We start from the raw sequence: 14,863 nt of genomic DNA, 5'->3' as shown, positions 1-14,863 counted from the left end.
TCGCCCGAAAAGCTCGCAGCCTATTTCGCGGCGCGCTCCGCGAATCTCGGGCCAGGTGATCATTTGGTCTGATTGGGGCATCCGGTGGCCCAAGGGCATCAAGGATCGCAAAGACTTGCCCCTTGCGGACTTCTGCGAGCGATATGACGTGATCGAGCTTTGGTTCGATCCAGCTCCCAGGGATCAATTGCAGCTCGTCTGCTTGCTGGACTACCTCAGCTCCTGCTCCTCGCTGGTGCGAAAGCTTAGACTTCGACTTGTGGCATCCGATCTGATGATAGAAAGCGGTGAGGATCTCGCCGCGTCCGAGCCGCACATTCATGTCGCGCGTATCACGGCCCGAGAGTTCGAGACTGCCAAGTTGGCGTGGTCAGCCTACCGCGCAGCGACCCCTGAGGCTTGCGTCGATCTCGTTCATCAAGATCTCAGTGCGTTGTTGATGCTGCGCCCGGCCTTGCTCGATCTCTTGGCAGAACTCCCGTCGCCTTCGACGGGACTCGGTGCGACCGAGATGCGATTCTTGGAGATGCTTGCCGGAGGGTTTGCAAACACGAATGCGTTGTTTCACCTGCGTTCGCTCTGGCGGACGTTCGTGTTTGGAGAGACTGAGTTAGGCCGGTTGCTCGACGGGCTAGCGCTTGGCCCCAGTCCTGCAGTGGCCGGATTGGACGACGAACTGCGCACGATCGACCGCGAAAATCACAGGGATCGGCATGCCGCATATCTCCGCAGCCGGTTGTCGCTGACGGAGTTTGGCGAGGCAGTTCTTGCAGGCAAGGAAGATTTCAGTCGTCACAATCCGATCGACCGCTGGTGGGGCGGCACGCGGCTGACCAACGACCGGCTGTGGCGTTACGGCTCTGTTTTAACCAAGCCTTGAGGCCCCGAGCATGACGCGGCTTGTTCTGACAACAGACTCTTCCGCTGCCGGCGCCCTCGAACAGGCCGGCCTGGGCGATCTCGTGCTTGCGATCGAGCGACGGCTTGTCTGGGGTGCGCCGCCATCCGGCGCAGAGCTTGAAACGTTCTTTGCTCCGCATACGACACAGCCACCCGGCCTTCATTGGCTGGATGACACGCCGGCTTGGCGCCTCGATAAGTCGGGAGTGAAGGGGCGGGGATTGATCGAGCTGTTGTTCGAATGCGACTCGGCCGAGCTGTGGATAGAGCCAAATCCAAACGCACAATTGCTTCTGCTCTGGCTCCTCGACCATTGTGGCGGCGAGAGAGTGGCGGTTTCCAGATTCGTGATACGTCAGCTGGACGTTGGCGCCGGTGATGTTGATCCGGAGCGACTTGCGGAGCAAAATCCGCGAACTATTAGCCCCTCGCAAGGTCACGTTGAACTGGCCGGCCGTGCATGGCGGGCTTATCGTTCCCCGACGCCGCAGGCTTGGATCGACCTCCTCAAAACGGATTTGAGTCTGCTTCCGCAGCTGGAGCAGTCCGCAATTGGCCTCCTGGAAGAGCTTCCGGGCGTCGCCACCGGGCTTGGCACCACGGAAACACGGATCCTGGAGTTGGTCGCGCCAGGCAAGGTGCGGCCTTTCGATGTTTTTCCGGGCGATCAAAAGTCCAACGAGCGGCGCGTTTTCGATTACTGGGAGGTCGGCACGCTGCTTGATGGTCTCGCACGTTGTCCGGTGCCGGCCATATCGGGGTTGGAGGAGGGACCGTTCTCGCTGGACATGCATGTCGATCCCTCCCGTCACGCGCGGTACAAGCAATCCCGCTTGTCGCTCACTGACCTCGGGGAAGCGGTGCTGGCGGGAGAAGAGGATTTCTGCCGCCATAACCCGATCAGTCGCTGGTGGGGCGGCGCCCACCTGACCAGCGATCGGCTCTGGCGTTGGGATCGCGACAGCCGGGCATTGCTTTCCCCTGTCTGATGCGTGCGTGCTGCTCGAGGTGTTTTGGTATTGCTTGTTAATCGCGAGGCCACTGTGTCACATTTGATTCTGACCACGAACCATCTTGCGGCAGCTACGCTTCGGCAAACCAAACTGGCGAATATCGCGCTCGGCTTCTGCATGCGCTTCGTCTTCGGCCAATTGCCCTCCGCAGAGCAGCTTTTGATGGGGCTGGAGCGGCGGTCGGCAAAGCACTGCAATCCAGGCGATCACTGGCTCAACGAGGTTTGTCGAGACTGGCTGGAAGATTTCGGCACGCGCGATATCGGTTTCTTAGAGCTCTGTGCGAAGTTCGACTCGATCGAAGTGTGGATCGATCCTCAGCCCAACGACCAGCTCGTGCTTGTCTGGTTGCTCGACCTGCTTCGCCCTTACAAGGAGATCACGACGAAGCTGAGCCTGGTGCATACGGATGACAGTGTTGCGGACTATGCTGCGGAGTCCGTCGCAAAATGGAAGTTGCCGGCCTTCGAGGTCGCCGACGATCATTTGGTGATGGCAAGCCGCGCCTGGCGCGCCTATCGGGCTGAAACGCCAAAATCCTGTTTCGATCTGCTGATGACGGATCTGATGATCTTTCCGAGACTTCGATCGGCGCTCATTGCGCTGCTTGAAGAGCTTCCGGACAAGGTGACGGGGCTCGGTGCCAGCGAGATGGATATGCTGGGCTGTGTGAATGAAGGGCACACCGACCCAAAATACATCTCCGAAGCGAGGTGGTATCGCGATGTGTTCGAAGAGGGTGAGGCGAGCGATGCCTTGATCGCATTGGCGGAACATTCGGCGCCGCCCGTTCTGTTGGGCGATCCGGCGTTCGACAATGAGGATCGCTACTTCGGCAGGAGCGAGTGGAGGGTCACGCTAACTGAACTCGGACGTTCCCTTGTCGCCCGAGAAGATGACTTGTGGCGCCACAACCCGATCAAGCGTTGGTGGGGCGGGACTGAATTGACCAACGAACGGCTCTGGCGGTGGGATCGCGAAACCCGATTGCTGATTGCGCCGTAAATCATTGCCGTAGGGTGGATTAGCCGAAGGCGTAATCCACCATCTTTGTCGCCGCGGAAGCTAAAGCGGTGGGTTACGCCGGCGGTCTGCGCCTTCGCGCAGCCGCCCGCTAACCCACCCTACGAAACCTCCGTCGGGTCCTACTCCGCGGCTTCCGCATAATCGCTCACCGGCGGACAAGAGCACACCAGATTGCGGTCGCCATAGACGTTGTCGACGCGCCCCACCGGGCACCAATATTTGTCGGTGCGCGAGGTGCCCGCGGGGAAACAGCCTTCGGCGCGGGTGTAGGCGCGATTCCAGTCGTCATCCGCGATGTCGTGCACCGTGTGCGGGGCGTGGCGCAGCGGCGAGGCCTCGATCTTGAAGCGGCCGCCCTCGACCTCGGTGATCTCCTTCCGGATCGCGATCATCGCATCGCAGAAGCGGTCCAGTTCGGCCTTCGACTCCGATTCGGTCGGTTCGATCATCAGTGTGCCCGGCACCGGGAAGCTCATCGTGGGCGCGTGGAAGCCGTAGTCGATCAGGCGTTTTGCGATGTCGTCGACGGTGACGCCGGACGTCGTCTTCAGCGCGCGGGGATCGACGATGCATTCATGCGCGACGCGGCCCTTCTCGTTCTTGTAGAGCACCGGGAAATGCGCATCGAGGCGCGCGGCGACATAGTTGGCGTTGAGGATCGCGATCTCGGTGGCGCGCTTCAGGCCTTCGCCGCCCATCATCAGGATGTAGATGTAGGAGATGGTGAGGATCGAAGCTGAGCCGAACGGCGCGGCCGAGACCGGGCCGACCGGCGCATCCCCATTCGCCGCCGGATGACCTGGCAGGAACGGCGCGAGATGCGCCTTCACGCCGATCGGGCCCATGCCCGGGCCGCCGCCGCCATGCGGGATGCAGAAGGTCTTGTGCAGGTTGAGATGGCTGACATCGGCGCCGTAATCGCCGGGCCGGGACAAGCCGACCTGCGCGTTGAGGTTGGCGCCGTCGAGATAGACCTGGCCGCCATGGCCATGCACGATGTCGCAAATCTCGCGAATGTGCTCCTCGAACACACCATGCGTCGAGGGATAGGTAATCATGACCGCAGCGAGGTCGTTGGAGTGCTTCTCCGCCTTGGCCCTGAGATCATTGACGTCGACGTCGCCATTCTTTTCGCAGGCGACCACCACCACGTCCATGCCAACCATCGCAGCGGAAGCCGGGTTGGTGCCGTGGGCGGAGGAGGGGATCAGGCAGATCTTGCGGTGCGTCTCGCCGCGCGCGGCGTGATAGCCGCGGATCGCGAGCAGCCCGGCATATTCTCCTTGCGCGCCCGAATTCGGCTGCAGCGAGATCGCGTCATAGCCGGTGATGTCGCACAGCCACTTCTCCAGGCGCGCGAGCAGCGCGTGATAGCCGCGTGCCTGCTCGCGCGGGGCGAAGGGATGCAACGAGCCGAATTCCGGCCAGGTCAGCGGCATCATCTCGGTGGTCGCGTTCAGCTTCATGGTGCACGATCCCAGCGGAATCATCGCGCGGTCGAGCGCGAGGTCGCGGTCGCTGAGCTTACGCATGTAGCGCAGCATCTCGGTCTCCGAGCGATGCGCGTGGAACACCGGATGGGTGAGGAAAGAGGTCGCGCGCTTGAGCGTCTCCGGCAGCGCCTCGCGCGTGGTGGCGTCGATCTCGGCGTAAGCAAGCGTGCCGCCGAAGGCGCGCCAGACCGCTTCCACCGTCGCAGGCGTGGTGGTCTCGTCGAGCGCGATACGCAAAGCGCTATCACCGATGCCGAGATTGATCTTCTCGGCGACCGCGCGAGCGATGATCTCGGCACGCTTCGCACCCGCATCGACGCTGAGCGTGTCGAAGAAGTTTTCGCTACTCGGCGCAAAGCCGAGCTTGCGCAGGCCGGCGGCAAGCACCGCCGTGCGGCGGTGCACGTTACGGGCGATCTGCGTCAAGCCTTCGGGGCCGTGATAGACCGCGTACATCGAGGCGATCACGGCGAGCAGCACCTGCGCGGTGCAGATGTTGGAGGTCGCCTTCTCGCGGCGGATGTGCTGCTCGCGGGTCTGGAGCGCGAGGCGATAGGCGGGCGCGCCGCGGGAATCGACGGAGAGGCCGACGATGCGGCCGGGCAGCGAGCGCTTCAGCGCATCGCGCACCGCCATATAGGCCGCGTGCGGCCCGCCATAACCCATCGGCACGCCAAAACGCTGCGCCGAGCCGATCGCGATGTCGGCGCCGAGTTCGCCCGGCGAGGCGAGCAGGGTCAGTGCCAGCAGATCGGCGGCAACGATCGCGAGTGCGCCCTTCGCCTTCAGTGCTGCGATCGCGGGCCTGAGGTCGCGCACGGCGCCCGACGTTCCAGGATATTGCAGCAGCGCACCAAGCACGTCGGTCTTGTCGAGATCGGTGATGGGATCGCCGACGACCAGGGTCCAGCCCAGGGGCTCCGCGCGGGTGCGCATCACCGCGAGCGTCTGCGGATGCACGTCCTTGTCGACGAAGAAGGCCTTTGCTTCGACCCGCGAGTGCCGCTCCGCGAGCGCCATCGCCTCGGCGGCAGCCGTCGCCTCGTCGAGCAGCGAGGCGTTGGCGACGTCGAGCCCGGTGAGATCGCAGATCATGGTCTGGAAGTTGAGCAGCGCCTCAAGCCGGCCCTGGCTGATCTCCGGCTGGTAGGGCGTGTACGCCGTGTACCAGGCCGGGTTCTCCAAAATGTTGCGCTGGATCACCGCAGGCAGAATCGTGCCGGAATAGCCTTGGCCGATCAGCGAGGCGAAGACCTGGTTCTGGGCGGCGAGCTCGCCCATATGCGCGATCGCCTCGGTCTCGCTCAAGGGCTTGCCGAGATCGAGCGGGGCGGCCTGCCGGATCGAGGCCGGCAACGTCTCCGCCATCAGCGCATCGACGCTTTTCGCGCCGACGGCCTCGAGCATTGCAGTGACGTCGCGTGCCGAGGGGCCGATGTGGCGGCGAACGAAAGCGGCGGTATCGCCGTTGGATTTGCGGTGCGCGGTCATCGCTTGCTCCATCGTCTTTAAGCCGTGTGGGCCTTGTAGGCGGCGTCATCCATGAGGCCGCCTAGCTCGCTCTTGTCGGCAATCTTGATCTTGAAAAACCACGCCTTGCCTTGCGCATCCGAATTCACCAGCGCCGGCTCGGCGGCGAGGTTGTCGTTGATTTCGGTGACCTCGCCCGTAACAGGCGCGTAGATGTCCGAGGCGGCCTTCACGGATTCCACGACGGCTGCGGCTTCCGTCTTCTTCAGGGCGCGGCCGAGCTTGGGCAGTTCGACGAACACGACGTCGCCGAGCTGGGACTGCGCGTAGTCGGTGATGCCGACGGTGGCGACATCGCCGTCGATGGCGAGCCATTCGTGGTCGGAGGTGTACAGCGTCGTGGTCATTTTCTTGTCCTCAGCGTTTGTAGGTGTTTTTCACGAAAGGCATGGTGGCGATTTGCAGGGGCAGCCGCTGGCCGCGCACCTCGGCGAAAATTTGTGTTCCAAGCGCGCTCTGGCTTGTGGGCACATAACCCATCGCGACCGGCGCATTCAGGCTTGGGCCGAAACCGCCCGAGGTGACTGTTCCGATCGACTCGCTCGAGGTCGCGTTCGCAAACAGCAGCGCGCCCTCGCGCACCGGCGCGCGGCCCTCGGTGCGCAGCCCGACGCGGCGACGGGCCGCGCCGTGGTCGAAATGGGCCAGAATCTTCTCCGCGCCGGGAAAGCCGCCGGCGCGCGCGCCGCCGGTGCGGCGGCTCTTCTGTACCGACCATTCCAGTGCGGCCTCGACCGGCGTGGTCGTGGTGTCGATGTCGTGGCCGTAAAGACAAAGTCCGCCCTCGAGCCTTAGGCTATCGCGGGCGCCAAGCCCGATCGGCATGACGTCGGGATTGTCCAGCAGCGTCTTGGCGAGCCGCTCGGCGTCGCCAGCAGGAACGGAAATCTCGAAACCGTCCTCGCCGGTGTAGCCGGAGCGCGAGACGAAGCAGTCGATGCCGGCGACCTTGCGCGAGCCGGAATCCATGAACTTCATGGACGGAGCCTCTGCACATAATTTCGCCAGCGCCGATTCCGCCTTCGGGCCCTGCAACGCGATCAGCGCGCGGTCGGCAAGCGAATCGATGATGCAGTCGTCCGACAGCTTCGCGCGCAGATGCGCCTCGTCCTCGGACTTGCAGGCGGCGTTGACGACCAGGAACAGATGATCGCCGAAATTGGCGACCATCAGATCGTCCAGAATTCCACCCTCGGCATTGGTGAACTGGGCGTAGCGCTGCCGCCCCGGCGCAATAGCCACGATGTCCTGCGGCATCAGCCGTTCCAGCGCGCGCGCGGCGTCCTCGACCTTGCCCGACTTCGGCCGAAGCGCGATCTGGCCCATGTGGGAGACGTCGAACAGGCCGGCGGACGAGCGGGTATGGAGGTGTTCCTTCAGCACGCCCGCAGGATATTGCACGGGCATGTCATAGCCCGCGAACGGCACCATCTTGCCGCCGAGGGACACATGAAGCCCGTGAAGGGGCGTGCTCTTAAGGGAATCTTGGTCGTCGCGCGCAAGCATCACAGGGGCCCTCGGTGGTTCCCCGGGGATGATTCCCCGGAAGCAACCAGTCGAAGCCCCATCTGTCGCTGTGCCTGAGAGTATTATCCCGTCGGCGGACGCTGTCCGGACCAACCCTTTCTTTTAAAAGGTCTAGGCCCGTCGGCGCCTCTTTCCAGATGCTGTCAAAGCCACGCGGTCCTTTTGCCTGAGAGTTTCCGGGGCGGTTGCTCCTTCGGCGCCGGCTACCCAAAGCCGGTCTCTCCCGACGTGGCCGTACGATACAGATGGGTAGAGACCACAAGCTGGCCAAGCCTGTCAACGCGGCATCAGCGGCTTTCCAACGGGATTGCGCGCCTGCGGCAACCCACTGATCCGGTTGCACAGTTTCTGGACAGCGAAGCTGGCCTTGTCTAAAAGCGCTTTGGCCCGCAGATATCAGCCCAAACTCGCGGTTTGGATGGCGTATGGCGGGTCCAAGCACACCCGATTGGATGAACATGAGCGGCGTCAACGAGATCAGGTCGACCTTTCTGAACTTCTTTGCCGAGAACGGCCACGAGATCGTGTCGTCCTCGCCGTTGGTGCCGCGCAACGACCCGACGTTGATGTTCACCAATGCCGGCATGGTGCAGTTCAAGAACGTCTTCACCGGCCTCGAGAAGCGGACCTATCAGCGCGCCACCACCTCGCAGAAATGCGTGCGCGCCGGCGGCAAGCACAACGACCTCGACAATGTCGGCTACACCGCGCGCCATCTCACCTTCTTCGAGATGCTCGGCAATTTCTCGTTCGGCGACTATTTCAAGGAGCGCGCGATCGAGCTTGCCTGGACGCTGATCACGAAGGAATTCGGGCTGAAGAAGGACAAGCTGCTCGTCACGGTCTACCACACCGACGACGAGGCGGCGGGCCTCTGGAAGAAGATCGCGGGTTTCTCGGATGACCGCATCATTCGCATCCCGACCTCGGACAATTTCTGGGCGATGGGCGACACCGGCCCGTGCGGTCCGTGCTCGGAGATCTTCATCGATCGCGGCGAGCACATCTGGGGCGGACCTCCGGGCTCACCGGAAGAGGACGGCGACCGCTTCCTCGAGTTCTGGAACCTGGTGTTCATGCAGTACGAGCAGGTGACGAAGGAGGAGCGCGTGGCGCTGCCGCGTCCCTCGATCGACACCGGCATGGGCTTGGAGCGCATGGCCAGCATCATGCAGGGCGTCGACAGCATCTTCGAGACCGATCTGTTCCGTCATCTGATCGACGCGACCGCGTCCGCTCTTGGAAGCGGACCGGACGAGAAGACCGTCGCCTCGTTCCGCGTCATCGCCGACCATCTGCGTTCGTCGGCCTTCCTCGTCGCCGATGGCGTGCTGCCCTCGAACGAGGGCCGCGGCTATGTGCTGCGCCGGATCATGCGCCGCGCGATGCGCCATGCGCAGCTGCTCGGTGCAAAAGAGCCGCTGATGCATCGCCTGGTCTGGGCGCTGGTGCGCGAGATGGGCCAGGCCTATCCCGATTTGATGCGCGCGGAAAACCTGATCGAGGAAACGCTGCGGTTGGAAGAGACCCGTTTCCGCAAGACGCTGACGCGCGGCCTCGCCATCCTCGACGAGAAGAGTGCGTCCTTGAAGAAGGGCGACATGTTCGACGGCGACGTCGCCTTCACGTTGTACGACACCTACGGTTTTCCGCTCGATCTGACGCAGGACGCGCTGAAGTCGCGCGGCATCAGCGTCGACCAGGCTTCCTTCGCCGATGCGATGGAACGTCAGCGCGTGAAGGCGCGTGCGTCCTGGTCGGGTTCGGGTGAGGCGGCCTCAGAGGCGATCTGGTTCCCGCTGCGCGAGAAGCTCGGCGCGACTGAATTTTTGGGCTACGAGACCGAGATCGCTGAGGGCGTCGTCTCGGCCCTGATCAAGGATGGCAAGGAAACCGACAGCCTCAAGGCCGGCGACAGCGGTGCGCTGCTGCTGAACCAGACGCCGTTCTATGCGGAGTCCGGCGGCCAGGTCGGCGACACCGGCGTGCTGGTCGGCGAGGGCGGCATCAAATTCCGCGTCACCGAGACGCAGAAGAAGCTCGGCGATCTCTTCGTTCATGTCGGCACCTTGGAGAGCGGCGAGCTGAAGCCCGGCACCGCGCTCCAGCTCGAGGTCGATCACAGCAGGCGCTCGTCGATCCGCGCGCATCATTCGGCCACGCATCTCATTCACGAGGCGCTGCGTCAGGTGCTCGGCGATCACATCGCCCAGCGCGGCTCGATGGTTGCGCCTGACCGCTTGCGCTTCGATTTCGTGCATCCGAAGCCGATCACGGCGGAAGAACTTGCGCGCGTCGAGGACATCGCCAACAACGTGGTGCTGGAGAACGACGAGGTCTCGACCCGCGTCATGGGCGTGGACGAAGCCCGCGAGGCCGGCGCGCGTGCGCTGTTCGGCGAGAAATACGGCGACGAGGTTCGCGTCGTCTCGATGGGCCGGACCGCGCGTGAGCGCGGCACCAACGCGCTCGGCTGGTCGGTCGAGCTCTGCGGCGGCACCCATGTCAGGCGCACCGGCGACATCGGCCTGATCACGCTGATGGGCGAGAGCGCGGTCGCCTCTGGCGTGCGCCGCATCGAAGCGCTGACCGGCAATTACGCGCGCAAGCATGCCAACGACACCATGGCGCTGGCCAAGACCGCGGCCAACGAGCTGCGCACCTCGATCGACGACGTGCCGGCGCGCATCAGTGCGCTGATGGACGAGCGCAAGAAGCTCGAGCGCGAGCTCTCCGACGCCCGCAAGAAGCTGGCGATGGGCGGCGGTGCCGGCGACGGCGGAAATTCCAACGTCGTGGAAATCGGTGACGTCAAGTTTTACAAACTTCACGTGACGGGATTGCCGAGCGACGAACTCAAATCCCTCGTTGATCAAGCCAAGGCAGAGATCAAGTCGGGCGTTGTCGCGGTTGCAAATACGACGGCTGACGGAAAAGCCAGCCTCGTTGTCGGCGTGACCAAGGATCTATCAACCCGTTTCGACGCCGCAAGCCTGGTCAAGATTGGCGTGCCTGTCGTGGGCGGAAAGGGCGGCGGCGGCCGAGCCGAAATGGCGCAAGGCGGCGGGCCTGATGGGGCAAAGGCTCTGGACGCCCTGTCGGAGATCCAAAAAGCCATAGCCGGCGCGTAAGGGCCGTCTCTCCTCGTTCCTCAGCCCTTCTTCAGGAAAATGTATTCGGCCGAATAGGGCGCGCTCTTGAACTCGCCGGCCTTGTCGCAGGCGCCGTCGAGCTTGCCGCCATGGGTGTTGATGCGCTGAACCGTCGTGGCGGGCGTGAGGACGCCGCTGCCGCGATGGGCGTTCACTTCCAGCTTCAGCCAGGGAATATCGGCCGGCGTCGCGCCCGGCGCGTTGCCGGCGGCCTTGGCGGCCACGGCGCTGCCGTCGGCATGCTCCCAGTTCGGCCCGGCATAGTGCCGGCCGACCGTCTTGCCCTCGTATAGCAGGGTGGCGATCGGCTCGCGAAATGCCCAGGCGAGCTTGCCGTCGGTGCCGGCCTTGCACTCATAGACCTGCGCGCCTTCGGCGTGGACGCTGAGCACCACGGTTTCGCCGGGGGCGGCGATGGCGGCGGGGAGCGGGTCCGCGGCCGCAGCCGGTCCGGCAAGCAACAGAAGGCAGGGCACGGCAAGCTTGATCGACATGGTCGCGTCTCCAAGGGTCTCAAAAAACAACGGGCCGCGCTTTGGCGCGACCCGTGATGATGTCCGGCCCAGTCGGGCGAAATCGCGGACGACTTACGCCATCGCCTTTTCGAGGTTCTCGGCGACCTTGTCGAGGAAGCCGGTGGTCGAGAGCCAGCGCTGGTCGGCGCCGACCAGGAGCGCGAGATCCTTGGTCATGTAGCCGTCCTCGACGGTGTCGACGCAGACCTTCTCCAGGGTGTTCGCGAACTTGGCGAGCTCGGCATTGTTGTCGAGCTTGGCGCGGTGGGCGAGGCCACGGGTCCAGGCGAAGATCGACGCGATCGAGTTGGTCGAGGTCTCCTTGCCTTTCTGGTGCTCGCGGTAATGGCGGGTCACCGTGCCGTGGGCGGCTTCGGCTTCCACGGTCTTGCCGTCGGGGGTGAGCAGCACCGAGGTCATCAGGCCGAGCGAGCCGTAGCCCTGCGCGACCGTGTCGGACTGCACGTCGCCGTCGTAGTTCTTGCAGGCCCAGACATAGCCGCCGGACCATTTCAGGGCCGAGGCCACCATGTCGTCGATCAGGCGGTGCTCGTAGGTCAGGCCCTTGGCCTCGAATTCCTTCTTGAACTCGCGGTCGTAGATGTCCTGGAAGATGTCCTTGAAGCGGCCGTCATAGACCTTCAGAATCGTGTTCTTGGTCGAGAGATAGACCGGGTAGTTGCGCAGCAGGCCGTAGTTCAGCGAGGCGCGGGCGAAGTCGATGATGGAATCGTCGAGATTGTACATCTGCATGGCGACGCCGGCGCCGGGCGTCTTGAACACTTCCCTCTCGATGACGGTGCCGTCCTCGCCGACGAACTTCATCGACAGTGTGCCCTTGCCCGGGAACTTGATGTCGGTGGCGCGGTACTGGTCGCCATAGGCGTGGCGACCGATGATGATCGGCTTGCTCCAGCCGGGAACGAGGCGCGGCACGTTCTTGCAGATGATCGGCTCGCGGAAGATGCAGCCGCCGAGAATGTTGCGGATGGTGCCGTTCGGCGACTTCCACATCTGCTTGAGGTTGAACTCCTTCACCCGGGCCTCGTCCGGGGTGATGGTGGCGCACTTGACGCCGACGCCGACCTTCTTGATCGCCTCGGCGGCGTCGATGGTCACTTGATCGTTGGTCTGGTCGCGGTACTCCATCCCCAGGTCGAAATACTGCAGCTCGACATCCAGGAACGGGTTGATCAGCTTGTCCTTGATGTACTGCCAGATGATCCGGGTCATCTCGTCGCCATCGAGTTCGACGACGGGGTTGGACACCTTGATTTTTGCCATGTTCGGGGAAGCCTCTTGGGAACGGCGCTTTTGGTGCGCCACGGGAATATCCGCCGCCTCTTAGCACCGGGACGCGGCCGGCGAAAGCCAAGGGATTATGCACTTTTAGCTCATCCAGCCTCCGCAGATGGGGGGCGGAAAGCGGCCCTGCCGCGGGGCCGGGGTGAAGTTTCAGGCGAGATTTAAAAGTCGAATCCAACCCGTTATTTCCCTTGAGAATTTTGTCAGGACAGGCAAACGACAGGCGAAGGGACAGCCGGCCGGGTCGGCCTGAATCAATTCCTGAGGCGGCTCCCACAAGGCCTTGAGAACCAGCGTGAAAGCGAGACGAGATGTCGGGGACTGACAAGAGTAAGGCCGGCCTTTCCCTCGACGGTCCCATCGTGATCCTGGTCGAGCCGCAGTTGGGCGAAAACATCGGCATGGCCGCGCGCGCCATGGGCAATTTTGCGCTCGGCGCCTTGCGCATCGTCAACCCCCGTGACGGCTGGCCCAACATTGCCGCCCAGCGCGCCGCCGCCGGCGCCGATCACATCCTGGAAAAGGTCGAATTGTTCGACACGGTCGGCGAGGCCGTCGCCGACCTCGACCTGCTGTTCGCCACCACCGCGCGCCCCCATGACCAGGCCAAGCCGGTGGTGGGGCCGGAAGCCGCAGCGGTCGAGATCTCAGGGCACGTCGCAGCGGGCGGCAAGGCCGGTATCCTGTTCGGCCGGGAGCGCTGGGGCCTGACCAATGAGGAGGTCGGGCTCTCCAATCGCATCATCACCTTTCCGGTCAATCCGGGCTTTGCCTCGCTCAACCTCGCCCAGGCGGTGCTGCTGGTGGGCTACGAATGGTTCAAGCGGGCGACCTCGGGCGAGCTGCCGCACGCCATGCCGGAACGCTCCGAGCGCGCCTCGCAGCACCAGATGCAGGCCTTCTTCGACAACCTGATCCGCGAGCTCGACCGGGTCGAGTTTTTGCGCCCGGCCGAGAAGCGCGACACCATGCTGGTGAACCTGCGCAACATCTTCAGCCGGATGGAGCCGACCAAGCAGGACATGCACACCCTGCACGGGGTGGTGATGGCGATCGCCGAGGGCCGCAAGGGCCCGGCCAAAGGCGGCGTGCTCGACGGCGAGCAGGCCACGCGGCTGCGCGCCCTTCTGGCCGAGCACGGGCAGGGCGGCGGTGTTCCCGACAGCGGCTCCACGGTCCGCGGCCTCGCCCGCCTGCTTCGTCGCAACCCGACCGATGCGGAGCGCTTGCTCTGGCAGGCCCTGACCCGCGATCGCCGCTTCGCAGGAGGGTTCAAGCGCCAGACCCCGGTCGGCCGGCACATCCCTGATTTCGTCTCGTTCCCGCACCGGATCGCGATCGAGCTGGTGAACCCGGGCGAGGGCGAGGCCATCGCCGCCGACCGCGCGTCGCGGCGGGCGTGGCTGGAAGCGCGGAATTATCGTGTGATCGAGATGCGGGCGGCGGATGTCGAGCGCGATCTGGAGGCGGAGCTGGTGAGGTTGCAGGGGATGATCGAGCAAAGCGCATAGGTCTCGTAGGGCGGGCAAAGCCAAGCGTGCCCACCATGTCGCGCAACAAAGCTGAGACAGAATGGTGGGCACGGCGCTACGCGCCTTTGCCTACCCTACGAGATCGAGCTTTTATCACCCCCGGCCGAGCTGCACTTCGCGCTCGACTGCAATCCATGTCGTTCGGGCCACCGCCAGCAGCTTGCCGCTTCATCATGCGCGGCCGCCTCGGCTGTGCGTTTGCGGCCCTCGCGGCCTGCCGGCCAGGCTGTGATGATGCAGCGCTCTCCCGGGCGCGGGCGGGCTTCGATCCGCGCTGACATCCGTCCCAGCAGGAGCGGTGTCTTGTCGAAGACGCCGCTCTGCTGATCGCAGTTGCAGGCAAAGCCGGTGGGGCAATCGAGTGCCGACCAGAGAAATTCGGGCGCGACCAGGCCGTCATCGGCGGCCAGATTTGGATCCGGTGTCCAGCTCGCGGCGAGAACGGCGCTCTGCGAGGGACGCGCGAGCGATCCGGCAAAGATGCGCAAACCATCTCCCTTCGCCCTTGCGGGACCGCAGACGAAGCAGGTCGGCAGGGGATGCTCGTGCGGCTTGACCGGGGTCAGCAATTCGGCGGCGCAGGCCTCCTCGAAGCTGGCTTTTTCCAGACGCGCAAGCTCGACATTTGCCGCTCGCCCGGTCGCGACGATGTTGCCGCCATCGCGAAGCTCCCATGTGCCGTCGTCGGTCGCGATCACATCGAGCGGCTTGCCCAGGGGAGGCGGCGCGCGCAGCGTCACTTCCGCACCGCCGGGAATGTGGCGGGCCAGCCGGCCGCATACATAGCCACCGTTGCCGGAATTTGGAGGACCGCAATAGCGTTTGTCGATGATGATCGGTGTCATCGGTTTTGTTCTCTCTTCCTCGTCG

The 14,863-nt window shown here is 64.0% G+C and carries 10 protein-coding genes, 1 pseudogene and 1 riboswitch; of the genes and pseudogenes, 5 read left to right on the top strand and 6 right to left on the bottom strand.

Going from position 1 to position 14,863, the window contains the following annotated elements; genetic code table 11:
- The first annotated feature begins 55 nt into the window (after positions 1–55).
- Genes ABIB06_RS16590 through ABIB06_RS16580 form a run of 3 tightly spaced genes read left to right on the top strand, consistent with a single transcriptional unit; the run spans position 56 to position 2,918 of the window.
- The gene (locus ABIB06_RS16590) at positions 56–880 is read left to right on the top strand and encodes a hypothetical protein (RefSeq protein WP_354125598.1); all 825 of its coding nucleotides are present in this window, start codon (positions 56–58) and stop codon (positions 878–880) included.
- Positions 881–890: 10 nt separating this feature from the next.
- Positions 891–1,889, top strand: a complete 999-nt coding sequence (locus ABIB06_RS16585) for a hypothetical protein (RefSeq protein WP_354046239.1) — start codon at positions 891–893, stop codon at positions 1,887–1,889.
- 54 nt (positions 1,890–1,943) lie between these two features.
- A complete protein-coding gene (locus tag ABIB06_RS16580; RefSeq protein ID WP_354068882.1) occupies positions 1,944–2,918 on the top strand; it encodes a hypothetical protein in 975 nt (324 codons plus the stop codon).
- A gap of 140 nt (positions 2,919–3,058) precedes the next feature.
- Here the strand turns inward: ABIB06_RS16580 and gcvP are convergent, their stop codons facing one another.
- From gcvP to gcvT, 3 genes are read right to left on the bottom strand one after another with little or no spacing between them, the layout of a single operon-like run.
- Positions 3,059–5,923 (bottom strand): aminomethyl-transferring glycine dehydrogenase, encoded by a 2,865-nt coding sequence (gene gcvP / locus ABIB06_RS16575; RefSeq protein WP_354046243.1) that lies wholly within the window; start codon positions 5,921–5,923, stop codon positions 3,059–3,061.
- 17 nt (positions 5,924–5,940) lie between these two features.
- Positions 5,941–6,309, bottom strand: a complete 369-nt coding sequence (gene gcvH, locus ABIB06_RS16570) for a glycine cleavage system protein GcvH (protein WP_354046244.1) — start codon at positions 6,307–6,309, stop codon at positions 5,941–5,943.
- Between the two features lie 10 nt (positions 6,310–6,319).
- Positions 6,320–7,468, bottom strand: coding sequence for a glycine cleavage system aminomethyltransferase GcvT (gcvT, locus tag ABIB06_RS16565; protein ID WP_354046246.1), 1,149 nt, complete (start codon positions 7,466–7,468; stop codon positions 6,320–6,322).
- A 166-nt stretch (positions 7,469–7,634) separates the two neighbouring features.
- Positions 7,635–7,725, bottom strand: a riboswitch (glycine riboswitch).
- A gap of 222 nt (positions 7,726–7,947) precedes the next feature.
- Between gcvT and alaS the strand changes: the two genes are divergently transcribed.
- Positions 7,948–10,620, top strand: coding sequence for an alanine--tRNA ligase (gene alaS, locus ABIB06_RS16560; RefSeq protein WP_354046559.1), 2,673 nt, complete (start codon positions 7,948–7,950; stop codon positions 10,618–10,620).
- Positions 10,621–10,640: 20 nt separating this feature from the next.
- Here alaS and ABIB06_RS16555 read toward each other — a convergent pair whose 3' ends face one another.
- Together ABIB06_RS16555 and ABIB06_RS16550 are read right to left on the bottom strand one after the other, a co-directional pair.
- Positions 10,641–11,135, bottom strand: a complete 495-nt coding sequence (locus tag ABIB06_RS16555; RefSeq protein WP_354046248.1) for a DUF3455 domain-containing protein — start codon at positions 11,133–11,135, stop codon at positions 10,641–10,643.
- Positions 11,136–11,228: 93 nt separating this feature from the next.
- Positions 11,229–12,440, bottom strand: a complete 1,212-nt coding sequence (locus ABIB06_RS16550) for an NADP-dependent isocitrate dehydrogenase (RefSeq protein ID WP_247444450.1) — start codon at positions 12,438–12,440, stop codon at positions 11,229–11,231.
- Positions 12,441–12,772: 332 nt separating this feature from the next.
- On the opposite strand from ABIB06_RS16550, the gene ABIB06_RS16545 reads away from it, so the two are divergent.
- Complete coding sequence (locus ABIB06_RS16545; RefSeq protein ID WP_354046250.1) at positions 12,773–13,972, top strand: TrmJ/YjtD family RNA methyltransferase; 1,200 nt, start codon at positions 12,773–12,775, stop codon at positions 13,970–13,972.
- 114 nt (positions 13,973–14,086) lie between these two features.
- Here the strand turns inward: ABIB06_RS16545 and ABIB06_RS16540 are convergent.
- Positions 14,087–14,838 (bottom strand): annotated as a pseudogene (locus tag ABIB06_RS16540) (PaaI family thioesterase).
- Positions 14,839–14,863 lie beyond the last annotated feature (25 nt).

Origin of the sequence: Bradyrhizobium sp. LB8.2 (genome assembly GCF_040548035.1) — a bacterium.
In the GTDB taxonomy this organism is placed as follows: domain Bacteria; phylum Pseudomonadota; class Alphaproteobacteria; order Rhizobiales; family Xanthobacteraceae; genus Bradyrhizobium.
The sequence above is the reverse complement of the archived record's forward strand: the minus strand, read 5'-3'. Positions and strand labels throughout refer to the sequence as shown.

Coding starts and splice junctions, on each gene's coding strand:
- ABIB06_RS16555 (WP_354046248.1), bottom strand. CDS start 11,135: ATGTCGATCAAGCTTGCCGTGCCCTGCCTTCTGTTGCTTGCCGGACCG.
- ABIB06_RS16585 (WP_354046239.1), top strand. CDS start 891: ATGACGCGGCTTGTTCTGACAACAGACTCTTCCGCTGCCGGCGCCCTC.
- gcvH (WP_354046244.1), bottom strand. CDS start 6,309: ATGACCACGACGCTGTACACCTCCGACCACGAATGGCTCGCCATCGAC.
- gcvP (WP_354046243.1), bottom strand. CDS start 5,923: ATGACCGCGCACCGCAAATCCAACGGCGATACCGCCGCTTTCGTTCGC.
- gcvT (WP_354046246.1), bottom strand. CDS start 7,468: ATGCTTGCGCGCGACGACCAAGATTCCCTTAAGAGCACGCCCCTTCAC.
- ABIB06_RS16545 (WP_354046250.1), top strand. CDS start 12,773: ATGTCGGGGACTGACAAGAGTAAGGCCGGCCTTTCCCTCGACGGTCCC.
- ABIB06_RS16550 (WP_247444450.1), bottom strand. CDS start 12,440: ATGGCAAAAATCAAGGTGTCCAACCCCGTCGTCGAACTCGATGGCGAC.
- alaS (WP_354046559.1), top strand. CDS start 7,948: ATGAGCGGCGTCAACGAGATCAGGTCGACCTTTCTGAACTTCTTTGCC.